This is a genomic window from Kiritimatiellia bacterium (assembly GCA_026417735.1).
Taxonomy (GTDB): domain Bacteria; phylum Verrucomicrobiota; class Kiritimatiellia; order PWTM01; family PWTM01; genus CAACVY01.
Genome location: JAOACR010000023.1, coordinates 92,302 through 118,948 on the forward strand (window position 1 = coordinate 92,302; position 26,647 = coordinate 118,948).

15 protein-coding genes are annotated in these 26,647 nt (G+C 68.1%); 6 read left to right on the forward strand and 9 right to left on the reverse strand.

The window, feature by feature from the left end:
* From N2652_11995 to argS, 3 genes are all read left to right on the forward strand, one after another.
* Complete coding sequence (locus N2652_11995; GenBank protein ID MCX7819907.1) at positions 1 to 1,437, forward strand: NAD(P)(+) transhydrogenase (Re/Si-specific) subunit beta; 1,437 nt, start codon at positions 1 to 3, stop codon at positions 1,435 to 1,437.
* A gap of 158 nt (positions 1,438 to 1,595) precedes the next feature.
* The gene (locus tag N2652_12000; protein MCX7819908.1) at positions 1,596 to 4,148 is read left to right on the forward strand and encodes an alpha-L-rhamnosidase; all 2,553 of its coding nucleotides are present in this window, start codon (positions 1,596 to 1,598) and stop codon (positions 4,146 to 4,148) included.
* A 92-nt stretch (positions 4,149 to 4,240) separates the two neighbouring features.
* Entirely contained in the window at positions 4,241 to 5,956 is a 1,716-nt protein-coding gene (gene argS, locus N2652_12005) for an arginine--tRNA ligase (protein MCX7819909.1), read from the forward strand.
* 83 nt (positions 5,957 to 6,039) lie between these two features.
* Here the strand turns inward: argS and N2652_12010 are convergent, their stop codons facing one another.
* Entirely contained in the window at positions 6,040 to 6,888 is an 849-nt protein-coding gene (locus tag N2652_12010; GenBank protein MCX7819910.1) for a LamG domain-containing protein, read from the reverse strand.
* 158 nt (positions 6,889 to 7,046) lie between these two features.
* Between N2652_12010 and N2652_12015 the strand changes: the two genes are divergently transcribed.
* A complete protein-coding gene (locus N2652_12015) occupies positions 7,047 to 9,164 on the forward strand; it encodes a TonB-dependent receptor (GenBank protein MCX7819911.1) in 2,118 nt (705 codons plus the stop codon).
* A 386-nt stretch (positions 9,165 to 9,550) separates the two neighbouring features.
* On the opposite strand, the gene N2652_12020 is transcribed toward N2652_12015, so the two are convergent.
* The 3 genes from N2652_12020 to N2652_12030 all read right to left on the reverse strand — a co-directional run bounded on the left by N2652_12020 (position 9,551) and on the right by N2652_12030 (position 12,606).
* Positions 9,551 to 11,209: a glutamine--tRNA ligase/YqeY domain fusion protein gene (locus N2652_12020; GenBank protein ID MCX7819912.1), complete on the reverse strand. Its 1,659-nt coding sequence runs from the start codon at positions 11,207 to 11,209 to the stop codon at positions 9,551 to 9,553.
* 72 nt (positions 11,210 to 11,281) lie between these two features.
* Entirely contained in the window at positions 11,282 to 11,794 is a 513-nt protein-coding gene (locus N2652_12025) for a tRNA (cytidine(34)-2'-O)-methyltransferase (protein ID MCX7819913.1), read from the reverse strand.
* A complete protein-coding gene (locus N2652_12030; protein MCX7819914.1) occupies positions 11,791 to 12,606 on the reverse strand; it encodes an FkbM family methyltransferase in 816 nt (271 codons plus the stop codon). The genes N2652_12025 and N2652_12030 overlap by 4 nt, the downstream gene beginning before the upstream one ends.
* A 332-nt stretch (positions 12,607 to 12,938) precedes the next feature.
* On the opposite strand from N2652_12030, the gene N2652_12035 reads away from it, so the two are divergent.
* On the forward strand, positions 12,939 to 14,168 hold the full coding sequence (locus N2652_12035) for a beta-lactamase family protein (GenBank protein ID MCX7819915.1): 1,230 nt from the start codon (positions 12,939 to 12,941) through the stop codon (positions 14,166 to 14,168).
* 38 nt (positions 14,169 to 14,206) lie between these two features.
* Here the strand turns inward: N2652_12035 and ilvD are convergent, their stop codons facing one another.
* Positions 14,207 to 15,874 (reverse strand): dihydroxy-acid dehydratase, encoded by a 1,668-nt coding sequence (gene ilvD, locus N2652_12040; GenBank protein MCX7819916.1) that lies wholly within the window; start codon positions 15,872 to 15,874, stop codon positions 14,207 to 14,209.
* A 125-nt stretch (positions 15,875 to 15,999) separates the two neighbouring features.
* Positions 16,000 to 16,659 carry a VTT domain-containing protein gene (locus N2652_12045; GenBank protein ID MCX7819917.1) on the reverse strand — a complete coding sequence of 220 codons (660 nt, stop codon included), beginning with the start codon at positions 16,657 to 16,659 and terminating at the stop codon, positions 16,000 to 16,002.
* 246 nt (positions 16,660 to 16,905) lie between these two features.
* On the opposite strand from N2652_12045, the gene N2652_12050 reads away from it, so the two are divergent.
* Entirely contained in the window at positions 16,906 to 19,356 is a 2,451-nt protein-coding gene (locus N2652_12050) for a hypothetical protein (protein ID MCX7819918.1), read from the forward strand.
* 415 nt (positions 19,357 to 19,771) lie between these two features.
* Here the strand turns inward: N2652_12050 and N2652_12055 are convergent, their stop codons facing one another.
* From N2652_12055 to smc, 3 genes are all read right to left on the reverse strand, one after another.
* A complete protein-coding gene (locus N2652_12055; protein ID MCX7819919.1) occupies positions 19,772 to 20,794 on the reverse strand; it encodes a DUF1573 domain-containing protein in 1,023 nt (340 codons plus the stop codon).
* Positions 20,795 to 20,927: 133 nt separating this feature from the next.
* On the reverse strand, positions 20,928 to 22,982 hold the full coding sequence (gene glgX, locus N2652_12060; GenBank protein MCX7819920.1) for a glycogen debranching protein GlgX: 2,055 nt from the start codon (positions 22,980 to 22,982) through the stop codon (positions 20,928 to 20,930).
* A 41-nt stretch (positions 22,983 to 23,023) separates the two neighbouring features.
* Complete coding sequence (gene smc / locus N2652_12065) at positions 23,024 to 26,623, reverse strand: chromosome segregation protein SMC (protein ID MCX7819921.1); 3,600 nt, start codon at positions 26,621 to 26,623, stop codon at positions 23,024 to 23,026.
* Between the last annotated feature and the right edge of the window lie 24 nt (positions 26,624 to 26,647).

Consider the following 26,647-nt stretch of genomic DNA (forward strand, 5'->3'; position numbering starts at 1 on the left):
ATGTTCGCCCCGGACCACCCGCTGATCACCGCGTTGTACATCGTCGCCTCCGGGCTGTTCATCATCGGCCTGAAAATGCTGAACCGCGCGGCGACCGCGCGCCGCGGCAACCTGATCTCCGGCGTCGGCATGCTGACGGCGATCGTCGCGACCTGCTTGCTGGCCGGCATGCGTTTCGAGTGGATCCTGTTGGGAGCGGTCGTCGGCTCGGCGATCGGCGCGGTGGCCGCCTACGCGGTGAAGATGACCGCGATGCCCGAAATGGTGGGACTGTTCAACGGGTTCGGCGGCCTCGCGAGCATGCTGGTGGCGTGGGCCGAGTATCACAAGTGGCGGCAGGAGGGATGGACGGCCTACCACCAGTTGCTCGGCCCTGGGGCGCCAGACAGCCCGGTGTTCACCGCGGCGGCGATCGCGTTCACCGCCCTCGTCGGCGCGGTGACGTTTTCCGGCAGTGTCGTCGCGTTTCTGAAGCTGGCGGAGTGGATCACCGGCCGCCCGATTCTCTTCCGCGGCCAGCGGCTCGCGAATGGCGCGATCGTACTGGTCGTGCTCGCGGCCGCGGGGCTGGTCGTGGCACGGCCCGAGGCACCGTGGGCGTACGGCGCCTTTGCGGCGGTGATGGTCGTCGGTCTGTTGCTGGGCGTCACTTCGGTGATTCCGATCGGCGGAGCGGACATGCCGGTGGTAATCTCGCTCTTGAACAGCTACTCGGGTGTCGCGGCGGCGGCCGCCGGGTTCATCATCCTGAACAACGGGTTGATCGTCGCCGGTTCGCTGGTGGGCGCCAGCGGCCTGATCCTCACCAACATCATGTGCAAGGCGATGAATCGCTCGCTGGGCAACGTGCTGTTCAGCGGATTCGGCGCGGTGGAGACGGCCGCCGATGCCTCGGCCGCGCAGGGTGAAGTGAAGCCCATCAGCGTAGAGGACGCGTACTACATCCTCGAGGCGGCTCGCTCGGTGGTTTTTGTACCGGGATACGGAATGGCGGTTGCGCAGGCGCAGCATGTTGTGCGCGAGCTCGGGCAGCTCCTCGAGAAAAACGGCGCGGAGGTGAAGTACTGCATTCATCCGGTCGCGGGCCGAATGCCCGGCCACATGAACGTGCTGCTGGCGGAGGCGAACGTGCCGTACGAACAGCTCGTCGAGCCCGGCGACGTGAACCCGACGATCGACAACGTGGACGTCGCAATCGTGATCGGTGCCAACGACGTGGTGAATCCCGCCGCGCGCGAGGACCCAAAGAGCCCGTTGTGGGGGATGCCGATCATCAACGTGGACCAGGCGCGGACCTGCATCGTGTTGAAACGCTCGATGCGGCCAGGGTTTGCGGGCGTGGAGAACCCGCTGTTTTTCAAGCCCAACACCCGCATGCTGTTCGGAGACGCGAAAGCCTCGGTCTCCGCGCTCGTCGCGGAGTTCAAGTCCGAATAGCACGCCCCCCGCGATCCCGTCCCTCGCGACCAGCTCCGATTCCGGGCGGTCCCTCGCACCCGCGAACGACGCCGTCATGCGGAGGAAGGTGCTGGGCTCGCTCGTTGCCCCTCCGACGTCGCACGGCTACATTCTTCTCCGCAGCATGGAGGTTCGCGATGAAGGTCCTCACGCGCGCGGTCGGCCTGCTCGTCACGCTCGTTCTTGCCACCGGCATACCCCCGTGGCGGACGTCCGCCAGTGATCCGCCCAACGTCACGGCGGCGGTGCGGCGCATCTTTCTGCCCGTACGCGCCCACGACGGGAACGCCGGCGTGATCCCCGTCGAGCCCATCGATTCCGCAGCCTGGATCTGGCACCCCGCATATGCCGGTGTGCCGGAACCGGGACGTAGCAACGTACCCGATTCGCTGACGCGGGTTTGGGGAGGCCGGCTGGCTTACTTCGACTCGGGCTGGCGCGGTCCGGTGTTTCTCCGCTTCCGCCGCGAATTCATCGGTCGAGAGGCGCCACTGCGGATCCACGTCAGTGCGGACGAACGTTTCGAACTTTTCCTCGACGGCATCCGCATCGCGCGCGGCCCGGATCGTTCCACCGTAGACGCGTGGACATTCAAAACCTACGAAATCCACATCGGGCCGGGCCCGCATCGGCTGGACGCGCTCTGCTGGAGCCTTGGCCCGCTCTCGCCGATCGCTCAACTGACCTGGCGCGGCGGGTTCATTCTGAAGGCGGATGACCCGTATGACGCCGAGCTGACCACCGGCAAGGCGGCCTGGCAGGTCGAGCAGCTCGAAGGGCTCCGCGTAGAGCCACCGGCAATGCGGGAGATTTTCGGAGTTGGGGGCGAGCTGACGGCGGAGGGATGCGGGCCACAGTGGAAGCAGGGCGCCGCAGTGCCGGCGGTGGTGGTGCGCGAACCGGTGCGCAACGCCCCCTATGGGATCTGGACGGCCGGCTGGCGGCTTCGGCCGTCCACACTGCCGGACATGCTCGACCGCCGCGTGCAAACGGGACGGATCGTCGCGATCGCCCGGACCGGCGATGTGCAGCGAGTGTGGTCCGCCGAGGACGGCCGCGACGCCGAGCTGGGGGCATGGCAGAAACTCATCGAGGGGCGAAGCGAACTGACGGTGCCTCCGCGGACCGACCTGCAGGTGCTGTGGGACCTCGACGACTACTACTGCGCCCACCCGGTGCTCGAGGTGGCCGGCGGAAAAGACGCGGAAATCCGCTGGAGTTGGGCGGAGTCGCTCTATCTGCCGGGCGGCCGCGCGAAGGGGCACCGCGACGAGTTCTCCGGCAAAGTGTTTCGGGGAATGACGGACACCTTCCGGCCGGACGGCGGCACTTCGCGCTGGTTTTCCACCCACTGGTGGCGAGCGGGACGGTGGTGTCGGCTGACCGTCCGGACGGCCGACGAACCATTGACCCTCCGAACCCTGGCGTTGGACGAGACCCGATATCCGCTGGAGATGGACGGCTCGTTCGAGTGCGACGATCCCGAGATCGCCGGCATCGTTCGGCTCTCGGTGCGCGGCATGCAGATGTGCTCGCACGAGACGTTCATGGACTGCCCCTACTACGAGCAACTGATGTATGTGGGCGACTCACGGCTCGAAATGTTGACGACCTACGCGATGACGCGCGACGACCGCCTTGTGCGCCGCGGCATTGAGCTGTTCGACCGTTCCCGCGCGAACGGCGGCTTCGTGAACGAGCGCTTCCCGGCCCACGAACCGCAGATGTCCACGACCTTTTCGATGATCTGGACGCTGATGCTCCGCGATCACGCGTGGTGGCGCAACGACCCCGACTGGGTCCGCGCGCGCGCAACGGGCATGCGGGCGATGCTCGAGCTGTTCGAACACTACCGCAATGCGGACGGCCTGCTCGCCAATCTGCCCGGTTGGTCCTTCATGGACTGGGTGCCCACATGGAAGGTCGGCATCGCGCCGGACGGGAGGTTCGGCGTCTCCTCGCTGAACAACCTGCTCTATGTGTTAGCGCTGCGCGCCGCGGCCGAGGTGGAGACCGCGCTCGGCGAGCCGGCACTTGCCGCCCGCTGGACGGCCCGGGCCGACGCGACCGCGGCCGCCATCCGCCGCGCGTTCTGGAACGAATCGCGTGGACTGCTCGCCGATAACCTCGCGCACACAGAGTTCAGCGAGCACGCGCAGTGTCTTGCGCTCCTTGCGGACGTGCTGCCGCCTGCTGAGGCCCGGCGCGCGTTCGACGGTCTGCTGCGCGATCCGAATCTCAGTCGCACGACGATCTATTTCAGCTTCTACCTGCTCGAGACCTGGTGGAAGATGGGACGAGGCGATCTGATCGTGCCTCGCCTCGACTTCTGGAAGGAGCTGCTGCGGCAGGGACTGCGCACGCCGGTGGAAATGCCGGGCGACACACGTTCCGATTGCCATGCCTGGGGCAGTCATCCGTTGTTCCACCTCTTCGCCAGCGTCGCCGGCATCCGGCCCGCTGAGCCGTGGTTCCGATCGGTCCGGGTTGCGCCGCAGCCTGGTCCGTGGCGCTCGATCCGCGCGAAGTTGCCGCACCCGACGGGCTGGGTATCGGTTGCGCTGCGCTTCGAGCGGGACACCTGTGAGGCGGAGATCGAACTGCCGCCCGCGACCCCCGGCGTGCTGGTTTGGGGCGGGCAGCAGACGCCGTTGCGCGGCGGTCGGAACCGCGTGACGGCGACGCGGTGAGCGTAGCGCACGTCCGGCTGTTGCGCACGGACGCGCGGCTGCCTATCATCCCGCGGTTTCCCGGAGGAACCCCGCCCGACATGAGCGAAGGGATGTTGTTTCGTGACGCGCTGAGCGAATGGCTCACGGCAGCGTTCCGACAGGCGGTGCCGGATGCGCCCGACGGCCCACCGCTGGCGGTCGTCGCGACGGCACGGCCAGAGTTCGGCGACTACCAGTGCAACGCGGCGATGTCGCTGGCACGCGAACTGCGGCGCCCCCCACGCGACCTCGCTCTGGCGATTCGCGACGCGGCCGGCTCGCATCCGCTGGTGCGCTCGCTCGAGGTGGCCGGACCCGGGTTTCTCAACATTACGCTCGACGACGGCGCGCTCTCCGCCCGTGTCGCAGAAATCGCGAGTGACCCTCGCCTCGGAACGCCGGAACCAGGCCGCGGCCGGACGATCGTGATGGACTATTCCAGCCCGAACGTCGCCAAGCCGATGCACATCGGGCACATCCGCTCGACCGTGATCGGGAATGCACTTGACCGCATGCACCGGTTCCTCGGCTACCACGTCATCGCGGACAACCACCTCGGCGACTGGGGCACCCAGTTTGGACTGCTGTTGCTCGGTTTCCGGGAGTACGCGGACCCCACCGCCTACGAGAGCACTCCGATCGACGAGCTCGAGCGGGTGTACGTGCGCAGTTACGAGCGGTCCCGCGAGGATCCCGTCTGGCTGGATGCGGCCCGCGCCGAGCTGGTGAAGCTGCAGCAGGGCGATCCCGCCTGTCGGGAACTGTGGCGATCCTTCGTCGACCACAGCCTGCGCGAGTTCGATCGCATCTACCGACGGCTCGACATCCGTTTCGATCTGGTCCGAGGTGAAAGCTGGTACAACGACCGGCTCCCCGACGTGATCCGCCGCCTCGAAGCGCGCGGGCTGGTGCGCGAAAGCGACGGAGCGCTGATCGTGGATCTCTCGGACGAGGGACTGCCGGTGTGCATCGTCCGCAAGCGCGACGGCGCCTACAACTACGCGACCACCGACCTGGCGACCGTGCTGGCGCGTGAGGAGGAATTTCACCCCGATGCGGTGATCTACGTTACCGACGAGCGCCAGCAGCTCCACTTCCGGCAGATCTTTGCGATCGCCCGAAAGCTCGGCGTCACCACGCGTCTCGAGCACGTGTGGTTCGGCCTGATGCGCCTGCCGGAGGGAACGTTCTCCACGCGGCAGGGCAACGTGATCAAACTGGAGCGCTTGCTCGACGAGGCCGAGGAGCGTGCGCTGTCGCTCGTTCGGGAGAACAGCCCCGACATGCCTCCGGATCGGCAGCGCGAGGTCGCGCGCGCCGTCGGCATCGGGGCGGTGAAATATGCGGACCTGAGCCAGAACCCCCAGAGCCTCGTCACCTTCACCTGGGACAAGGCGCTCGCAATGGACGGCAACTCCGCCCCGTACCTGCAGTATGCCTGTGCCCGCATTTCCAGCGTATTGGACAAGTACGCCGAACGGCATGATCGCGCGGCACTCGACCGCGCACCGGTGATGTTCACGGATCCAATCGAGCGGCGTCTCGCCACGCTGATTGTGAGGTTCGGCGAGGTGGTGATCGACGCCGCGTCGGCATGCCGCCCCAACCTTCTGGCTGACCACCTCTACGAGCTGGCACAGACCTACAGCCGCTTCTACCAGACGTTGCCGTTCCTACGCGCTCCAGAGGGCGTGCGGGAGAGCCGCGTGAAGATCGGCGTCGCGGTCGCCGGCGCGCTTCGGACCGGCTTAAATCTGCTCGGCATCGAAACACCCTCCCGCATCTGATCAGCTCGGCAGGCCCCCCTCTCCCGCCCGCAGCGGGGCGCCACACGAAACGGCGGAAGCGGCAATGGGAGAGTGAGTCCCCCTCAGAGGTCCGCCTCGCACTCGGCCATCTTCCGCTCGTAAAAGTCCCGCATCAAAAGGCCCCGATCGTAAAGTTCCTGAATTTCCCGGATTCTCTGCTGAACCTGAGCACGTGTGAACCGGCTTTTCACCGCGGCGCGGCTGGCCTCGATCTCGGCCGCGGAGAGCGCCCGATCATAGATCCTCAACTCATCCATCACGCCGTTCCAGGAACGGTTGGTCTCCGCCGCGCCGGGAGCAGAACGGTTCATCCCGAAAATCCAAGGAGGCGGTGTCGCTGGGAGCGGAGCACCCCACTCGACCGAGTTCGTCTGCGCCACCGCGTCAATCCACGCCCGAACCCTCTGACCATCGGCGACCAGCGCGAAGTGATGCCAGCGCTTGTCGTCCACCGAAACGTCTCCGATCGCCTCCGCGCCGCCGACGCGCCAGCGCAGCCGCCCATGTCGGTTGGAGTCCGCTGGATCGGCAATCACCTGGACGACCAGTCCGGTCGTCGCGTCGCGTTCCAGCAGCGTGCGCGGAGCGTCGCCGACCCGCACGATGCGGAACCACATCGTCAAGCTCCATTGGGGACCGGAAACGATCGGATTGCTGACCGCAAGGAACGAGCCGGTGTCCAGAAACTCACAGGCGCCGTTCACACGGCCGATCGAGGTCCAGCGCACCTCGACCGCGCGCGCGCGAAACTTGTTCGTGGTGGTGTCGTAGGTCCAACCGCCCCCATCCGCGCTGTCCAGCGGCATGTACAGCACCAGGCCGTTCGTCGGCGGTGACTCCTGCGCGACCACCGAGCCTACGAGCGCGAGGCTCAATGCCCATGCGTGACGCCAGCCACGGTTTGCGTTCATCGCCTTGGTTCCCCGTGGCGCCCACTCTACCACCGGCCGCCAGCCGACACCAAGCGGGACATCCCATGAAGCACGGTGCACCGCCGCTGTCCAATCCGGCTCCAGGTATGGAAGAAGTGGCAGGTTGCGCGGTCCCGCGCATCCCTTGGAGGTCAAACATGGCGACGCGGCAGACGAGGACGAACCATGGGTGGTCAGCCGTGGTGCTGGCCAGTGTGATCGGCGGCTGGGCGCAGACCGCAACGGAACGGGCGGTCCCCGGCATCGAGGTGACCGCGACGAGGACGCCGGCAGAACTGGTGGCCACACCTGCCAGCGTGGTGCGGTTGGACGCAAACGCGCTGACCTTCGAGCGCGGCGCGCGGTCCCTGCCCGAAGCAATGGCGGCGGTCCCATCGGTTCTGCCGCAGCGCACCGCGAACGGTCAGGGATCACCGTTTCTGCGCGGCTTCACCGGTTTCCGCACGCTGTTGCTGGTGGACGGAATCCGGTTGAACCACGCCGCGATGCGCGAGGGGCCGAACCAGTACTGGGCGACGGTGGACATGCTCTCGCTGCGCTCGATCGAAGCGGTGCTGGGGCCGGGCTCTGTGCTGTACGGCAGCGACGCGATCGGTGGCACCGTGCAGGCGTTCACCCCCGATCCGCCTGACGCCGCCGGCACCATGAATGGCCGGCTCCTCTACCGCGCCGCGTCGGCCGAGCGCTCGCAAATGGCGCGCGCCGAAGCCGCCGCCCGACCGGACGAGACCGTCGGGTTTCACGTCGGGCTCTCATTGAAAGATATCGGCGACATCGAGGGCGGGCGCTCGGTGGGTCGCCAACCCCACACCGGCTATGACGAGTGGGCGGCGGATGGAAAACTTGTACTGCGGCTCAGCGATCAGGCGGATCTCACCGTGGGACATCAGAGCGTCCGTCAGGACGACGTCTGGCGGACCCACCGAACCATCTACGGCATCACGTGGAAGGGCCTTCAGCGTGGCACCGACCAGTATCTTTTTTACGATCAGGCGCGGGACCTGACCTGGGCACGGCTCTCCTTGCGCGATGTGGCACCCGCGCTGACCCGCTTGACCGCCACTGTCTATCGTCAGTGGCACGGCGAGGACGAATACCGCATGAAGGAGGACGGCGCACGCACGCGTCAAGGCTTCGACGTCGTCGGCTGGGGTGGCGGGCTGCAGCTCGAAACGGAAACGGACGCCTTCCGGTGGGTCTATGGCGTGGACGTCTCGCGCGACTTGGTGGACACCTACAGCCACAAGCTGGCCGCGGACGGCTCGGTGAAGTCACGATCGATTCAGGGACCGATCGCGGATGACGCGACCTACGATCTCTTCGGCGTCTACGTGCAGCCAGTGCTGGGCGGCGAGAAGGCCGGCTGGATGGTCGTGCCCGGTGCGCGCTACTCCCACGTGCGGCTGGAGGCCGAGCGGGTCGCCCACCCGCTCACCGGCGAGCGCTTCGAAATGGAGCACGACTGGAACTCGCTGATCGGATCGGTCCACGGTTCGCTTTCGTTCGACGACGACCGCCGGGGATGGCTTTTTGCGGGCGTCGCGCAGGGGTTCCGCGCGCCAAACCTGTCGGACATGAGCCGCTTTGACATCGCACGCAGCGGCGAACAGGAGGTACCGGTGGAGAACCTCGACCCCGAGCGCTATGTGTCGGCCGAAATCGGGGCCCGCTGGCACGACGACCGGCTGCGCGGGCAGGTGGTCGCATATCGCACATGGATGGACGCGATGATTGTCCGCGCGCCGACCGGCCGGGTGGTCGGAGACGGACTTCTGGAGGTCACCAAGAAAAACGCCGGCGATGGCTGGATCCATGGGGTCGAAGCGATCGGCGAATGGGAGTTTGTGGAGGACTGGTCAGTACGCGCGCTGGGCGCGTGGATGGACGGCGAAGTGGAGTCGTACCCGACCTCCGAACCCCGGCAGGTTCGTGAACCGGTCAGCCGGTTGTTGCCGCCGACCGGAGAACTGGCGTTACGGTATGGCCCCGGCCGCTGGTGGGTCGAGGCGGCGGTCCGCGGATCCGCGAAAGCTGATCAGCTTGCCGCGTCTGACCGTCGCGACACGCAACGCATTCCGCCGGGCGGCACCCCCGCCTGGCTTGTCGGCAGTGTGCGTGCGGGTGCCACCCTCTGGCGCGACGTTCGAGCCGCGGTGGGCGTTGAGAACATTACCGACGAGGACTATCGAATTCACGGTTCCGGCGTCAATGAGCCGGGCCGGAACTTCGTGCTCACGCTCGACGCCCGCTTCTGAGCCTCGCCGCGGCCCGCCTGTCGCGGGCCGATACCGTTTCGACGTCCCGGCCACCGGCTCACCTCCCGCCGCTGGCCGGGACGCCCCCAATCCACGCCGGCCTGGCCTGGTGATGCCGGCGCCTACAGTCCGTGCAATACGCTTGGTGGGGTCGTAGCGGCGGCGACAAAATGTGGCCCATCTTGCCCGCCGCGCAAAGTACTCCCCCGGGTTGCTCGTTGACGAGCGTACCGGCGTGGGCTCCGCGGGGACCCAACGACTCATGGGATGAGGGAGAAGAGAACTCCCGCGTGCCTTCCACGGCGGCCCACCACAGCCGCGGGGGCCAACACTGCGGGGCGACCGCTGGCCTTTTAGCGTGCGCGAAGCGGCCGCGAGCAGGCCCCTCAGCCCGCAGTTGCTGCGACGGGTGAATCTTTCAGCGTCACCGTTTGGTTGAACACCGGCGCCTCGGGTCGAAAGTCGCGTTCGTCCGCGCAGAAGTACCCGATGCGCTCAAACTGCAGCGTGTCACCCGGCCGGGCATCGCGCACAGCGGGTTCCGCCACGCCCTGAACCACCCGCAACGAGTCCGGATTGAGATATGCGCGGAAATCCTCGTCCTCCGGAATGGTGCTCAAGTCCGCAATGCGGAACAGGCGCCCGTACAGCCGGACCTCGATCGGTACGGCATCCTCGGCGGAGACCCAATGGATGGTGCTCTTCACCTTCATTCGCTCGCTCATTGGCGCCCACCGTCCGCGCAGCGCAACCACGCAACCCTCCGCATCGCGCTCCACGCCCGTGCAGGTCACATAGCCCGCACCGCGCAGCCGGACGGCGCGGCCCGGTGCGAGTCGGAAAAAATCGCTCGGCGGCGTCTCATGAAAGTCATCGCGTTCGATCCAGAGTTCCCGCCCGAAACGGATCTCGCGCTCTCCCGTCGCCGGCTGCTCGGGATTGTTCGGCGCTCTCGCCAGGTGATGTTCGCCAGCCGGGATGTTTTCGAGCACCAGTTTCAGCGGATTCAGCACCGCCATTCGGCGCACCGCGGTGCGGTTCAGCACCTCCCGCACGCAGTGCTCCAGCAGCGCGATGTCGGTGAGGCTTTCATACTTGGTGATGCCGATGAGATCGCAAAAATTGCGAATCGCCTCCGGCGGATAACCGCGGCGCCGCATCCCGCACAGCGTCGGCATACGGGGATCGTCCCAGCCCGAGACCAGACCGTCACGGACCAGCTCCAGCAGCTTGCGCTTGCTCATCACCGTGTGCGAAAGGTTCAGACGCGCGAACTCGTACTGCCTCGGCGGCGGGTCGAAACCGAGGGTCTGCACCACCCAGTCGTACAGCGGCCGGTGCACCTCGAACTCGAGCGTGCACAACGAGTGCGTGACCCCCTCGAACGCGTCCTCGAGCGGATGCGCAAAATCATAGGTGGGATAAATCACCCAGCGGTCGCCAGTGCGGTAGTGCGGAACCCGCAGAATGCGGTACAGCACCGGGTCGCGCATGTGCAGGTTCGGCGAAGCCATGTCAATTTTCGCGCGCAGGCAGAGCGAGCCGTCCGGAAACTCGCCGGCGCGCATCCGCTCGAACAGGTCGAGGCTCTCCTCAATCGGACGATTTCGGTAGGGGCTTTCCCGACCGGGTGCGGTCGGCACGCCACGGTACTCTTTCCACTCCTCCTGCGAGAGCGCGCACACGTACGCTTTGCCCATCCGAATCAGACGCACCGCGCATTCGTACATCCGGTCGAAATAGTCGGCCGCGTAGTAGAAGTGCTCGCCCCAGTCGAAGCCGAGCCATCGAATGTCGCGCTGAATCGCCTCGACGTACTCCATCGACTCCTTCGTGGGGTTGGTGTCGTCCATCCGCAGATGGCATCGCCCGCCGAACTCGCGGGCCATACCGAAATCCAGACAGATCGCCTTCGCATGGCCGATGTGCAGGTAGCCGTTCGGTTCTGGCGGAAACCGCGTCACGACCCGCCCGCCATACCGGCCCGCGGCGACGTCGGCCGCGATGATCTCGCGAATGAAATGCGTCGGTGACGAGGTGTTCATGGAATGGCCCACAGCATAGGCCGGCGTGCCCGGCCGCGCAACGGCAGCGGCTCGGGGGCGGAGCTCCCTGGCTCACCGCGCTGCACACTGACGCAGCGCCTCGTAGAGTGCCGCCGCGACCGCGGTGGCCAAGTTCAGCGAACGAACGCGATCCGGCCGCAGCGGAATTGCCAGCACCCGGTCGGGCCATCGCTGAAGCCACTCCTCCGGCAGCCCGACCGACTCGCTGCCAAACACGAGCGCGTCGCCCGGGAGAAACTCCGCCTCGAAATACGAACGCGCGCCCGCGGTGCTAAACAGATGGAACCGCGCCGGCGCCGCCGCCAGCCACTCGTCGGCCGTGCGGTGCCGGTACAACTCCACCGCGTCCCAGTAGTCGAGGCCGGCGCGCCGCAGAGCGCGGTCGGTGAGCCGAAACCCGAGTGGTTCGACCAGATGCAACGGCGTGCCGGTCGCGGCACACAGCCGCGCAATCGCACCGGTGTTCGGCGGAATCTCCGGGTGCACCAGCACCACCCGCAGAGGGGGCTCGGGCCACCGAAACGCCACCCGCACGACCCGGCGGTGGCACCGCACCTCCGTCATCCGCCGCCCGCCTCGCGCCCGCCTCGCGCGATCACCACGGAGGTTTCGGGATCCGGCCGAACCTCCAGCTCCGCATAACCGGCCGCTGCGAGCGCCTCGCGGATCTCCGGCAACGTCGACCGGCCGTCCACCACGTGCGACTCGACGATCACCATCGGACGGAACCGCTCGAGCGTTGCCCTTGCTCCCCGCAGCGCGGGTCCCTCGCCGCCCTCGATGTCCATCTTGATCAAATCCACTCGCTGCAGCCCCAGCCGCCGAACTTCCGCATCAATCGTCGTCACTGCCACCCGGACGCGCCGATAGTGGTCCGGCCGCCTCGCCACATAGTTGGTGCGGCAGAAGGAGGACGTGTACCCACCGCCAGCGAGAAACTCGAGTTCACCCTCCCGGTCCCATGCGCCCCGCGGCACCACCACCACGTTCTCGACCGCATTCAGCTCAACGTTCCGGCGCAGCACCGCGAGGTTCGTGTCGTCAGGTTCAAACACCACCACCTGGCCGGCGCTGCCGACGCGCCGGGCCAGCCAACAGGCGACCGCGCCGATGTTCGCGCCCACATCGAGCGCGACCGCGCCGGGCGGCACATCCTCCCGTTCGAAATCGTTCACCAGCGGAGCGGGATCAAACTCGCGCACGCTGTGGACCTCGATTCCGTCGCGCGTGCGAACCACAAAACGACCGTCGATCCAGCGGCAGTCCACAAGTCGGCTGCGGTACATCCACCGGTACGCTAGCGCCGATAGCCGCGCGCGGAACGGCCCCTCCGGCAAGCATGCGTGAACTGCCCGCGCGAGGTTCTTCCAGTTCATGCGCTGGCGAGTGTAGGAGGCACGGGGCCTCCCCGACAACATGAACTGGTGCCGGCTGTTTCGGCCAGCGCCATCCGTTCCAGCGCCCAACCACACTACCTGCGCTCCGGCACAGCAGCGCCCCGCCTGCGGTGTGTGCCGCGGCCGGACCGCACCCAACGCCCGTTCCTCCTGCCCACCCGCCCGGCCAGCGGAGACCGATCCCTCGCGGGCGCGCGCAGCCATCCTCCCCGCCGAACGATGCTGGACCTCGGGCTCGGCGTCGGTCGCAATAACCGCTGAGGTGTGGCCGTCTTTTTCTGATGGGACCCCACGAGCAGGAGATGGCGGCTATGAATCCGCCCGCGTGGCGCAAAACCGGGTTGGCGCTGATGGTCGCTCTTCGAGCCGCGAGTGCGCCGAACCACCCTGGGAGTCCCCCGCTGCTGCCGGCCTCTAACGCGATGGCTCGTGCTGCAGAGTACTCCGCGAAGCACGGAGGACGCGCGTTTCTCGTCCAGGTGGAGGGCCGCATACTCTACGAGCGCTACGACGGTGGCTGGAATGCGGAACTTCCCCACCCTCTCGCGTCGGGCACCAAGTCGTTCGCCGGCGTGCTGGCGATGCTCGCTGTTCAGGACGGGCTGTTGAAGCTGGACGAGCCGGCGGCCACGGTGCTCCCCGAGTGGCGAGACGATGCGCGAAAGTCGAAGATTACGATCCGCCAGCTGTTGCAGCTCTGCTCCGGCCTGCCGGCCGGTGATCGCGAGCTCAGCGGCCCCCGGAGCGGTTCGCGACTGTTCGGCTGGGCGGCCAGCAATCGTGTGGCGCGTCTGGGTCTGAACGGCGCCGTCGAGCCCGAAAACGTGGGCATCGCCGCGCTGAACCTCCCGTTGGCGCATGAGCCGGGGACGGCGTTCGAGTACGGGCCGAGTCACTTCCACGTGTTCGTACTCCTGTTGCAACGCCGGCTGCAGGCGTCGGACCGGCCGGAGCGGAATGTGCTGCAGTACCTTCACCGCCGTCTGTTGGAGCCCCTTGGAATCCCGAACGCACGGATCGCCCGCGATCGGGCGGGCAATCCCAATCTGGCCGGCGGCATGATGTTGACCGCGCGCGAGTGGGCAAGGTTCGGCCAGTTCGTCGCGGACCGCGGCGCACTCCGCCGGCCCGATGGTTCGCTGGAACCATGGCTGCGGCCGGAACTGCTGGCGGAATGTTTCCAGCCGAGCCCGGCGAATCCCCATTACGGGCTGACGTGGTGGCTTCCGGGCGGTGAGGGGCCGGACGCCGCTGCGGATACCGGCCTCCGTACCGTGCGCCGACGGATGCTGGACCTCGCGGTTGCCCGGCCAGTGACCGACAACGCCGGCCGGCCGGTCTCCATCTGGATGGCGGCAGGACTCGGCAAACAGCGTCTCTACGTGCTGCCGGATCGGGGATGGGTCGTGGTGCGATTTGGGGACGGATCGCGCGAGAGCGTCGCATTCTCCGACGCGGAGCTGATCCAGCGGTTGCTGGAGACGGAGGCGAGCGCCGCAGCGCCGGCCGTAGCCGCCCCGTTAGCGCCCGCCGGCAGATGAGTCGCGGGGCGGCCACAGTGATGCAGCCGCGCCGGGGACTACTCGAGGATCGCGCCGCGGCTGGCGTTCGTCGCATGCGCGGCGTAGCGCGCCAGCCAGCCAGTGGTGAACCGGGGCGGAGGCGGCGACCACTCGCGACGACGCGCGGCCAGCTCTGAGTCCGAAATCCTCACAGAAAGCCGCCGCGCGGGGATGTCCAGCTCGATCAGGTCACCGTCGCGCAGCAGCGCGATCGGCCCGCCCTCCGCCGCCTCCGGCGACACGTGGCCGACGCACGCGCCGCGGGTGCCTCCGCTGAATCGTCCATCGGTGATCAGCGCGACCTTATCGCCCAGGCCACGCCCCATCAGGTAGCTGGTGGGGGCGAGCATTTCCTGCATACCGGGTCCACCCTTCGGCCCCTCATAGCGGATGACCACCACATCGCCCGGCTTCACGCGCCCGCGGAGGATGCCCTCGCAGGCGGCCTCCTGGGAGTCGAAGATCACCGCCGGTCCACAGTGGACCAGCACCCGCGGATCCACGCCGGCGGTTTTCACCACCGCACCGTCCGGCGCAAGATTCCCCCGCAGAATGAACAGCCCGCCTTCGCGACTGTAAGCGCGCTCCAGCGGCCGGATCACCTCGGGATCGCGGATCACGGCTGCGGCGATGGTCCGCCCCAGCGTTCGACCAGTGACGGTCCTCGCCTCCAGATGAAGCAGACCTTCGATTCGGGCGACTTCCCGCAGGATCGCCGACACGCCGCCGGCGCGGTCCACATCCTCGATGTGATAGGTGGAGGAGGGAGAGACCTTGCAGATGTTGGGCGTACGTTTCGAAAGCTCGTTGATGCGGTCGAGGTCATAGCTGACGCCCGCCTCGTGCGCGATCGCCAGCGTATGCAGCACGGTGTTGGTGCTGCCGCCCATCGCCATGTCGAGCACAAACGCGTTGTCAATCGCGTCGCGCGTGACGATGTCGCGCGGCCGCGGCCCGCCGTTCAGCGCCAGCCGCACAGCGAGCCGGCCCGCCGCCCGCCACAGCCGTCGCCGCGCCGGATCGGTCGCCAGCACCGTCCCGTTGCCCGGCAGCGCCAGCCCGATCGCTTCCAACAGGCAGTTCATCGAGTTCGCGGTGAACATCCCTGAACAGGAGCCGGGGCCCGGGCATGCGGAACACTCCAACTGGCGCAGCTCCTCCTCGGTGATCCGACCTGCCGCGAGCGCTCCAACACCCTCAAACACGCCGATCAGGTCGGTGATGCGCCCGTCCGGCATTCGCCCCGCCGCCATCGGTCCACCACTGACGAAGACGGTTGGGATGTTCGCCCGCAGCGCGCCCATGATCATGCCGGGGATGATCTTGTCGCAGTTGGGAACGCAGACCATCGCGTCAAAACAATGCGCGGCCACCATCGTCTCAACACTGTCGGCGATGAGCTCCCGGCTGGGTAGCGAGTACTTCATGCCGCCATGGCCCATCGCCAGACCGTCACAGATGCCGATGGTGTTGAACTCAAACGGCGTGCCGCCCGCACGTTCAATGGCGCGCTTGATCAGCTGGCCGACCTTGTTCAGGTGCACGTGGCCCGGAATCACGTCTGTGTACGCATTGCACACCGCGATGAACGGCCGCCGGATCGCCTCGTCATCGAGGCCGGTCGCCCGCAGCAAGCTGCGGTGCGGTGCGCGCTCAGCCCCCTGCTTGATCGTATCGCTGCGCATGCTCCACTCCCCACGGTCGTGCGGACGGCTGCTGCCCGCCAAACTCAAAGGAGGCTTCAGTCTACCCCTGCCGACCCCGCTGAGAAAAGGCTCTTTGTCCCGTCGCTGACACCGCACAACCGCCTTCACGCTGCTCCACGATGCGATGTGCGCCTCGCAATTCGCAGCACCGCGAGTCCGGCGGCGGGCAGCACCAACGCCAGCAGCACCGCCCAACGCAGGCCGAGCGGTTCGGCGCTCTGCGCCCCCGCCCAGCCGTAAACCAGACACAGGGGAAGCGTCCCGGCGGTGGACAGCCGGATGAAACGGCCCGGTGGCATGCCGGCCAGGCCCGCGGCGCAGCTGATCAGCTCTGTGAGCATCGGCACGCTGCGGCTGAGCACGATCGCCCACGCACCGTACTCGTTCACCACCCGCTCGGCGAACTCTGCGTCCGCTCCCGCGGTGCGCCGGAACCAGGCGCGGCCGAAACGACGGCATGCGGTGTAACCGACGATGGCAGCTGCCATGGCACCGGCAAACGAAACTGTCGCGCCGAGCAACGGACCCAGCAGCGCGCCGGCCAGCGTCATCAGCACACTGGATGGCGTGGGCAGCACTAGATCCGCCGCGAGCAACCCGGCGATCGCGAGCGCCGCTGCGAGGCGGCCTCCGGACGAATTGCGAATTGCCTCAATCGCAGTGCGAACCCGCGCCCCGTCCATCCACCCGCCCGCAGACGCCCCCAGCGCCAGCAGCACCATCACGCTGACCGCCGCAAACAGCACAAGCAGGAGACGTTTCATCGGTTCCGCCATCCCTTGTCCGCCAACGGCACCGCGAAGTTCGGCCGGGGGGACGGACTCCGGTGCGTTCCACTCTCCAGGATCGTCGGGCGCCGCGCAAACCGCCGCACCACAGGCGCCCATGGCGGCCGTCCGACATGGCCACGGTTCTTGTCCTCCGAAGAAACCGTCCTATCATCCGAATGCTCGGCCGCTGTGGCGACGGTGCCGCAGACCGCAACAGACGCTGGGGGAGGCATGGCAGCGATGAAGCATCGCAACGGATGGATCGTGGCGCTGGTGTTTGGCGGGTTGCGCACAGCCATGGCCGCACGGCCCGCAGAGTTCCGGCAGGCCGAGCCGGTCTGGCTGGCCGGCACCGAGCGAGAGATGAACGTGCTGGCCGGCTTCCGCGCGGTGATCGTTTCGCCTTCGGCGGACGGCGCGACGTTGCGCGCCACGGGTTCCACCTTCTACCGGGTGACCGTGAACGGGGAGTTCGTCGGCCACGGCCCCGCCCGCGCCGGCCACGGCTGGTTCCGCGTGGACGAATGGCCGCTCGATGCCTGCCTGCGGCCCGGCACCAACGTCGTCGCGATCGAGGTGGCCGGCTACAACATCAACAGTTTTGCCTACCTCGACCAGCCGTCGTTTTTGCAGGCGGAAATCGTCGCTGGCGACCGCGTGCTGGCGGCGACGGGCGCAGAGGATGCAACGAGAACGTTCACCGCAATGCGTCTCGACGCGCGCCTGCAACGGGTGCCGCGGTACAGCTATCAGCGCGGGTTCATGGAGGTCTGGCGGTTGACGCCGGGGTGGGACCTGTGGCGAAGGGACCCCGCGGCGCCATGGTCGCCCGCACCCCTCGCGCGCCAGCCGGGCGGACGTTCTCTGCCACGCGGGGTGCCACTGCCGGAGTGCGGCGTCGTGCGCCCCGCCCCGATCGTCATCGCCGGTACACTTGTGCGGCGACCGGTCTCCCGGCCCTGGAAGGATCGCTCGCTCACCATCATTGGCCCGAACTTCAAGGGGTTTGCAGAACCTGAGCTCGAGACGTGCCCGCCAGTTGAATACCAGCACTACGCGGACGGCGGCTCGACCACGGTGACCCATGCTGCTGGATCGGCGCGGCTTTCCGCAATGGAGTACCGGGTGCTCGACTTTCGCACAAACCTCACCGGGTTCATCGGCGTGCGCCTGCGATGCCAAGCGTCCTCCCGGGTGATGCTCTCGTTTGATGAGCTACTCCCGGAACGCGGACCGGTGAACTGGCGGCGACTGTCCTGCGCAAGTCTGGTGGACCTGCGGCTGGAACCGGGCGAATACACCTTCGAGACGATCGAGCCCTACACGCTGCGCGCGTTGCAGCTGGCAGCCCTCGAGGGCGCAGAAGTGGAGCTGCTGGACGCGTGGCTGCGCGAGTTCGCTACCTCCGGCACCGAACTGGCGCGCGTTCGCGCTTCCGATCCGGCGGTCGAGCAGGTGTTCGAAGCGGGCCGTCAGACGTTTCGCCAGAACGCCGTGGACATTTTCATGGACTGTCCCTCTCGTGAGCGGGCGGGCTGGCTGTGCGATAGCTTTTTCACCGCACGCACTGCGATGGACCTGCAGGGGAACGCGCGAATCGAACGGGCGTTTCTCGAAAATTTCGCGCTGCCGGACGCCTTCCCGCGCCTGCCGGAGGGCATGCTGCCGATGTGCTATCCCTCCGACCACTACAACGGAGAGTTCATACCCAACTGGGCGATGTGGTTCGTGCTGCAGCTTCGCGAATATCTTCAACGCACCGGAGATCGTGAGCTGGTCGAGCGATTGCGGCCACGCGTGCTGCGGCTGGTGGAGTACTTTCAGCGACTGCGCAATGCCGACGGCCTGCTCGAAAAGCTGCCCAGCTGGGTGTTTGTGGAGTGGTCGATGGCGAACAAGTTCGTGCAGGACGTGAACTACCCCTCCAACATGCTCTATGCGGAGATGCTCGACGCGATCGCCGAGCTCTACGGGCAGCCGCAGCTCGCCCGTGAGGCCGCGGGCGTGCGGGAGGCGATTCGGCGCCAGTCGTGGGACGGAGAATTTTTTGTGGACAACGCGGTTCGCCGGCCCGACGGTACGCTCGAGGTCACACGGAACCGGACGGAAACCTGTCAGTATTATGCGTTCTACTTCCGAGTGGCGACGCCGGCGACGCACCCGCAATTGTGGGACCGTCTTGTCCGCGACTTTGGCCCGCAGCGTAAGGGAACAGGGCGGTGGCCCGAAATTCACCCGTCAAACCAGCTCATCGGGAACGTGATGAGATTCGAGCTGCTGTCCCGCGAAGGCCTGACTCGCCGCCTGTTCGAAGAGGCCGTGCCGTATCACCGCCGCATGGCAGAGCTGACCGGTACGCTGTGGGAATTCGACGGCCCGCAGGCCAGCTGCAACCACGGGTTCGCCTCGCATGGGGGGGTGCGGCTGCTGTACCGCGACGTGCTCGGTCTTTGGAACGTGAGCCACACGCACCGTGAAGTGATCCTCCGGATACCCGACGTGCCGCTGGAGTGGTGCGAAGGGACAATGCCAACGCCGGACGGGCCGATTGAGCTGCGATGGCACCGCGCGGGGGAGGGTGTGCGGATCGAACGGCTGGTGTTGCCAAAGGGTTGGCGTCACCGGTTGGACGATCGCGCGGGAGGCGTCGTGCGTGTGGTGGAGGCGCCATCGCACGCTTCCGGAATCTAGAACGCCTGCAGGCTTCTCGTTGCGACCGCCCGTGGCCGAGTGGGCCTCCGCCACACCTCGAACCGTTCAACTTCTCCGGCAGACGGTTATGGAAAGACCACGGGCGGCCAAAGCCACACTTCTGCCGCGGCTACGAGGAGGGGCGGCTCGCGCCGGTGGCGTCGCGCGCGGCCCTTTCACTGTCCCTTTAGCACCCCTTTCTGTCCGTACGGCGTCCGTTGCGTACCGGCCGGTGTCGCCCCCGATCTTCCCAACGCCATCGCCAGGGAAATCCGGCGCGTTCCTGTCTTCCAAGCCTTGCAAACATCTGGTCTAGGGGCCTCCAAAGCTTGGGCTGTGCGCCATTCCCCTCAGCAGGCGTTTGCCGCCACCTTCTCTGTCCCGCCCGTCGCCGCTCACCAATCTTTCTTTCGCCTCAGCGGTCTGAGATGACGCGCAACTTGAGCTTCAGCGGCCCATCGGCGGGCGGCCGCGTGTGGATTTCAACGTCGTGGCCATCCCACTCGGGCGTGCTGGGCAGATCGTCCAGCCGCAGCTGAATCGCGCCGTCGGCCAGCCGGCGCGCCTGCCATCGAAGCGGACGGCCGGCGAGCTGGACCCGCTCGACCTCCAGCGCCGCCGCGCCACCGCCCGACAGAAGAACGAACTGACTTCCTCGCGAGCCGGCCTCCACGCGCAGCTCGGTTGGCAGCAGCATCAGCGGCTGGCGAACCACCACGCTGCAGCCAACCACGATCTGGCCGATGTCCGGCCGGTCGGTGCTGAGGATCAGCCGCTCCGTCAGCCAACCGGCGGAGGGATACGGCGGAACGGCGGCGACCTCGATCTGCCACACGCCGGGGCCCTCCGGCCGTACCGCCGCCCGCAGCCACTGCGCGCTCACCTCGGCGGAGATCAGTCGTCCGGTAGGCGGATCAAACGAAAGGCGCAACGACTGTGTGGCCGAGCGATCCGGCGAGAGGTCCCCGAACATCACGCCCGTCGGCGTTAGCGCCCAGGGGGAGAGGATCTCCGCGACGATGGGTATTTTCACGGAGGGGTTGCGGGGATCGTTCGTCCGCAGCACAACTTCCCGGTAGAACTTGCCACGACGCCCCAACAGGTTCAGCCGCACGATCATCTCGGTCGCCGCGCCCACGGGAACGAGGTCATGCTCCACTCGAACCTCCGCACACCCACAGCCGGAGTCGATTCCCTCGATCCGGAGCGGTTCATCGCCGGCGTTGCGAATCCGCAGCCGTCGGACCAGCTCGGGGTCCTGCGCGCGGACGCGACCGAAGTCGAGCGCAGGGGGGTTCACCTGCACGGCGGGGACGGCGCGCGCGGCGGCCGGCAGCACGGCCGGAATCAGGACCAGCGCGAGCCAGCGGCCCCCCCAGCTCTTCCATCTGCGCGCGCCCCGGCCCCCGACGGGCCACTCCAACGTCTGCCGCCGCATCGCACATGCTCCCTGTCATTCCGAGGTTCGGGCACCCCATCCCGCCGACGATCGCCGCGGCCCCCGGAGCGACTCGTCGGCGAGCTCGTCCGCCACAGCATGGAGCAAGTGGCCGCCGTCCCGCGATCCGCGATCACGAGGCTTCCATCACCGCGAGCGCCGGCCCCTCGAGCCGGAGCCGCTGCGTGCCATCTGCCGAAAGCACCCGTGGGGGCTCGGCCTCCGTCGTCCAGAGGGCCGGCCGCCACGCGCCGGGCGGAAGGCGGAACTCGACCGGCTGGCCGCCACCGTTGATCAGCACGAGCAGATCCGGCTCGGGCGTCGGCGCGCCCGTGCAGCGCGGGTCGCCACTGAGGCGATACATCAGCGCGATGCCTCTCGCCCAGTCCGGCGCGCCACCATCCGGCCCGAACCACTCCACGTCCGGCGGCGAGCCGTCCGTGCCCGTTCCCGTGAGAAACCGCGAACGCCGGAGGCTGCGGTGGCGTCGGCGCAGCGCGATCAGATCGCGGACCCACTGCAGAAATGCGGCGTTGCGCTCGGCCAGCGTCCAGTCGAACCAGGAGATCTCATTGTCCTGCGCGTACGCGTTGTTGTTGCCGCGCTGCGTGCGCCCGAACTCGTCACCGCCCAGCAGCAGCGGCACGCCCTGCGCAAGCAACAGCGAGGCGAGAAGATTCTTTTGCTGGCGGGTTCGGAGCGACTCGATTCGCGGATCGTCGCTCGGCCCTTCCACACCGCAGTTGAAGGAGTGGTTGTGCGGCTCTCCGTCACGTCCGCCCTCGGCGTTCGCCTCGTTATGGGGGCGGGCGTAGCGCACCACGTCGGCGAGCGTGAACCCGTCGTGGCAGGTGACGTAGTTCACGCTCGTCAGCGGTCCGCGCGGTCGGCCGCTGTAGAGGTCGGAGCTGCCGGCCAGTCGGGTCGCCAACACGCCCAGAAGACCGCGATCACCCCGCCAGAAACGGCGGACGTCATCGCGGAAGCGACCATTCCACTCCAGCCAGTCGCGACCCGGAAACGCGCCGACTTGGTAGAGCCCGCCGACGTCCCACGGCTCCGCGACGAGCTTCACGTCGCGGAGGTCCGGCTCAGCGGCGATGCGAGCCAGCAGCGGCGGGGCGTCCAGTGGGCGGCCATCGGGGCCCCGCGTCAGCGCGGCGGCCAGATCGAAGCGAAATCCGTCCACGTGGAACTCGCGCACCCAGCGGCGGAGGCAATCCACAATGATGTCGGCGACCACCGGCTCGTTCGCGTTGACGGTGTTTCCGCAACCGGTGAAGTCGGCGAACTCCTCGGTACCGGGTTTGCGCAGGTAATAGAGCTCGCGGTCCAGCGCCTTGAACGAATACATCGGGCCACCGGCGCCGTCCTCGCCGGTGTGGTTGAAGACGACGTCGAGCCACACCTCGAGGCCGGCGGCGTGGAGCGCGCGGACCAGGTCGCGGAACTCGTCGACCGACGCTGCCGGTCGGGGGTTGGCCGCATAGCGGGAGTTCGGTGCGAACCAGGCAATCGGGTTGTAGCCCCACAGGTTGCGGAGGTGGCGACGCGGACCGTGTTCGATCCACAACTCCATCTCGTCGAACTCGTGCAGCGGAAGCAGTTCCACCGCGGTGATGCCGAGACGAGCGAGGTACGGGATGCGTTCCGCGAACGCGGCGTAGGTGCCCGGCGCAGCGACGCCCGCAGAGGGATGAGCGGTGAAGGAGCGAAGATGAACCTCGTAGATGATCGTGTCGGTCAGCGGGGTGCGGGGCGGGCGGTCACCGCGCCAGTCGTAGCGCGAGTCGTCCACGACCACACACTTGGGGAACGCGGCACCTCGCTCGGGCCAGTGGCCCGGCGTGAGGCCACGTGTCTCGCCCCAGCGCCGCGAGGTCGCGACCGCGGAAGCACACGGGTCGAGCACCCATCGGCGCGCGTCCCAGTCCGATGCCTCGATGCGCCAAGCATACAGCGCCCCGTGGCCGACGCCGGGCAGGCGCAGTTGCCACAGGTCGCCCTGCCGGTGCGTGGTGGGCAACAGCGCAAACTCGCCGGCGGGCTCCGCCGCGTCGGGTGAGTCGAACAACATGAGCCAGGCGCGCCGAGCGCGCGCACAGCGGAGCACAAAGGTGGTGGCGCCATCGTCTACCGTCGCTCCGCAGCGGCGACCCTCCCACGGCATTCGTTCGCGGTCGCGCATGAGCGGTCAGCGCCGGCGGATCGCGCGCATCGCGACGCCGCTCACGCGGGCGTCGCCGCCGGCCGCGTCACGGAATCCGCGTCCGTCAGCGGACGGTCCCCGTCCCGAAACTTAACCGACACCACTTTCGAGACGCCCCGTTCCTGCATCGTGATGCCGTAGAGCACATCCGCGGCGGCGATCGTCTGCCGGTTGTGCGTGATCACAATGAACTGCGACTGCGGCGTGAACTCCCGCACGATCGCGAGAAACCGCCCGATGTTGGACTCGTCGAGCGGCGCGTCGAGCTCGTCCAGCACGCAGAAGGGGCTCGGTTTGATCGCGTAGAGCGCAAAGAGCAGCGCCACCGCGGTCAGCGCCCGCTCGCCACCGGAAAGCAGCGAGACGGACTGATGCTTCTTGCCCGGCGGCCGCGCGATGATTTCGATGCCGGACTCGAGCACGTCCGTTTCGTCCACCAGCACCAGTTTTGCGGTGCCGCCGCCAAACAGCCGCGCGAACATCTCATCGAATTTTTCGTTCACCCGCGCGAACGTTTCACGAAACATTTCGGTGGAGGTCTGATTGATGCGACGAATCAAATCCATCAGCTGTTGACGCGAGCGCACCAGGTCCTCCTGCTGCGCCGACTGGAACTGATAGCGGCGTTCGAGCTCCTCGCACTCCTCGATCGCCACGAGGTTCACCGGCCCCATCGAGTCGAGCCGGGCGCGGAGCTCGGCGACGTGCGCCTCGATCGCGTCCAGATCGTCGGGCGAGGGCGCACCGTCGGCGGGGGCCGGCGCCGACGCCGCCGCGACCTCCTCCGGCGTGGCATGGTGATCGGCCGTCGCGCGTTCGAGCACTGCCTGGCGGCGCAGACGCAGCTCTGCGATCTGCACCTCCGCTGTGGAGCACTCGCGACGCACCGCGTCCAGGTCGTCGCGACGCAGCCGAAGCTCCTGCTCGAGAGTCTGCAGCGCGGCTGCTTCCCGGTCGCGCTCGGCCCGCAGCTCGCTGGCGCGCGCGAGGTGAACGGCCTCTTCCGCCTCCAGCGGGTTCAGCGCATCGCGCGCGGCCGCTGCCGCGCGAACCGACTCCTCAAGGCGCTGGCGATAGAGATGCAGATCCTCGGTCCGCTGGCGGATCAGCGCGCCGATCTCGCTGGCGCGCAGTTCGATCGCCTCACGGCGCTGTGCGGCGGCTTCGCATTCTCGCCGGCGGTCCGCCGCCGCAATCCTCGCGTCGGTCTCCGCGCGGGAGAGCTCCGCGCGGCGTTGCTCCATCGACCGGAGGTCCTCCCCCAGCTCGGCCACGCGCCGGCGGACCTCCGTCTGGCGTTCACGAAGCTCCTCGAGCGTTCGGAGCAGCCGCTCGCGTTCCGCGGCAGCCACGCCGTCCTCGCCGGAGGCCGCCTCCAGCTCCATCGCGACGGTGTCCGCGCGGCGGCGGCTCTCCTGCTCTTGACGCGCGAGAATCGCACCCTCCCCCTCCGTCATTGCGAGCGCGACACGAGCGACGTCGAGCTGGCGCCGTGCCTCCGCGGTCTCGACCTCCAGCGCCCGGAGCGCCCCCTGCACCGATTCGATCTCCGCCGCCAGCCCTCGGGCGGCGGCCTCCGCCGCGGCGTGATCGCGCTCGATCTCCTCGATGCGGCGCCGCAGCGCAATCGGGTTCGACGGTGCGCCTTCTCCGATCCACTCGTATCGGCCCAGGCCGGCGGCGATCCGCCCGCCACGGGTCACCCACATCACACCGGGAGGCGGCTCCGCGGCCTCCGGAAACTCGTCCACCAGATACACCCCGCGCAACAACCGTTCCGCGAGCGCCCGCGCCTCCTCCGCGCAGCGGACTCGGGCGGCGAGCGGCACGCCCCCGCTCGGGGTCGGCAGCGCCACAGGCACCTCATCGGAAAACAGCGCGACCAGGCGCGCGCTCGCCGCGCTCCGCTGCTCGAGCCCGCGCAGCAGTTCCCTGGCGGCGGCCGGCGAGCGGACAATCACGGCGTCCGCCCATGCGCGCAGCGCGGCCTCGAGCGCGAGTCGGTCCTCCGGTGCCGCATCGAACATCTGCGCGAGCGGTCCAATCAACTCGCCGGCGGCGACGGGGATCTGGCCGTCGAGGATCGCGCGGGCGCCCTCCGCGAACGTCTCGCGGTGCGCCTGCTGGCGGCGAAGCACATCGAGCCGCGCCGCGAGCTCCGCGGCGCGCAGACGGGCGGCGTCCGTCTCGCGGTGCAGCGCGGTGGCGCGGTCCTCCAGCTCGCGCCGGCGCTCGGCGAGCTGCGCGAAGCGCGCTTCCGCCGCGCGGACCTCGGCGCGCTGCGCGTCCGCGCGGGCGGTCCAATCCGCGCGCAGGCGCTCCGCGGCAGTGAGCGCCTGCCGCAGCTGCGCGTGTTCGACGCGCAACCGCTCACGGCGCAGCGCGATACCCTTTTCTCGCGCGTCGAGGTCGGCGAGCTGGTTGGATGCCTGGGCGAGGCGGTGGTCGAGATCGAGCAGCTCCGCGCGCAGCGCGTGGAGCTGCTGCGAGCTCGCCTCGAGCTGCGCCTCGGCCTCGCGCAGACGGGCGGTGCGTTCGGCGAGGTCACGTTCCGCGGCGTCGCGACGGCGCTCGAGTTCCGCGTGCGAGGCGGCGGCCTCCGCGCGCGCGTTCGCGAGCTCGACCGCACGGGCACGCGCCTCGTCGAGCTCGCGCTGGTGGGTGTCCATCAGCCGGCGGTATTCATCGCAGCGCTGCTCGTGGTGCGCGAGCGCATCCGCGGTGCGGTGGCGTTCCGCGCGCGCCTGCGCGGCCAGCTCGCGCGCCGCGTCGATCGCGCGGTCGGTTTCCTCGAGTCGCGCGCGACCCTCCTCCAGCCGTCGCTCCGCGTCGGCGAGCGCGGCGGCGATCGCGCCCTGCCGCTCGAGCAGCGCGGCGCGGCGGGTCTCGGCGTCGCGCAGATCGCGCTCGAGCGTCTCAAGTCGGCGTCGCGCCAGGAAGAGGTCCCATGCGCGCAGCTCCTGCCGCAGCGCCTGATAGCGGCGGGCCTTTCCGGCCTGACGCTGCAACGAAATGATGCGGCTGCGCACCTCGCGGAGGATGTCGCCGAGCCGCTGCAGATTCATCTCTGTCTGTTCGAGCTTGCGCAGCGCATCGCGCCGGTCGGCCTTGAACCGGCTGATGCCGCTGGCTTCCTCGAACACCTCCCGACGGTCCTCGGGACGAGAGCTGAGAATCAGGTCAATGCGGCCCTGCTCCATCAGCGAGTAGGAGTTGGTGCCGATGCCGGTGTCCATGAAGAGGCGCTGGATGTCCTTCAGCCGGCAGGGCGTGCGGTTCAGCAGGTACTCGCCCTCGCCGGAGCGGTACACGCGGCGCGTGATCGTCACCTCGTGGTACTCGGTGCCGAGCACCGGCTCGCACCCGCACAGCGTCAGGCTCACCTCCGCCATGCCCATCGGCTTGCGCGCCTCGGTGCCGGCAAAGATGAAGTCGGTCATGCCGGCGCCACGCAGCGCCTTTGCGCTCTGTTCGCCGAGCACCCACCGGATCGCGTCGGAAATGTTGCTCTTGCCACAGCCGTTCGGTCCGACGATCGCGGTGATGCCGGGCTCAAATTCCAGCGTGGTGCGATCGGCGAAGCTTTTGAAGCCCGCCAGTTCCAGCCGTTTCAGGTACAAGGATCGCTCTCCATCCGGATGGCG

Bases quoted from the DNA above. Each gene is read 5' to 3' on its own strand.
- N2652_12000 (MCX7819908.1), top strand. From the start codon at position 1,596: ATGAAGGTCCTCACGCGCGCGGTCGGCCTGCTCGTCACGCTCGTTCTT.
- N2652_12055 (MCX7819919.1), bottom strand. From the start codon at position 20,794: ATGCGGCGGCAGACGTTGGAGTGGCCCGTCGGGGGCCGGGGCGCGCGC.
- N2652_12025 (MCX7819913.1), bottom strand. From the start codon at position 11,794: ATGACGGAGGTGCGGTGCCACCGCCGGGTCGTGCGGGTGGCGTTTCGG.
- N2652_12030 (MCX7819914.1), bottom strand. From the start codon at position 12,606: ATGAACTGGAAGAACCTCGCGCGGGCAGTTCACGCATGCTTGCCGGAG.
- N2652_12020 (MCX7819912.1), bottom strand. From the start codon at position 11,209: ATGAACACCTCGTCACCGACGCATTTCATTCGCGAGATCATCGCGGCC.
- N2652_12035 (MCX7819915.1), top strand. From the start codon at position 12,939: ATGAATCCGCCCGCGTGGCGCAAAACCGGGTTGGCGCTGATGGTCGCT.
- glgX (MCX7819920.1), bottom strand. From the start codon at position 22,982: ATGCGCGACCGCGAACGAATGCCGTGGGAGGGTCGCCGCTGCGGAGCG.
- N2652_12010 (MCX7819910.1), bottom strand. From the start codon at position 6,888: ATGAACGCAAACCGTGGCTGGCGTCACGCATGGGCATTGAGCCTCGCG.
- argS (MCX7819909.1), top strand. From the start codon at position 4,241: ATGTTGTTTCGTGACGCGCTGAGCGAATGGCTCACGGCAGCGTTCCGA.
- ilvD (MCX7819916.1), bottom strand. From the start codon at position 15,874: ATGCGCAGCGATACGATCAAGCAGGGGGCTGAGCGCGCACCGCACCGC.
- N2652_12015 (MCX7819911.1), top strand. From the start codon at position 7,047: ATGGCGACGCGGCAGACGAGGACGAACCATGGGTGGTCAGCCGTGGTG.
- N2652_11995 (MCX7819907.1), top strand. From the start codon at position 1: ATGTTCGCCCCGGACCACCCGCTGATCACCGCGTTGTACATCGTCGCC.
- N2652_12045 (MCX7819917.1), bottom strand. From the start codon at position 16,659: ATGAAACGTCTCCTGCTTGTGCTGTTTGCGGCGGTCAGCGTGATGGTG.
- N2652_12050 (MCX7819918.1), top strand. From the start codon at position 16,906: ATGAAGCATCGCAACGGATGGATCGTGGCGCTGGTGTTTGGCGGGTTG.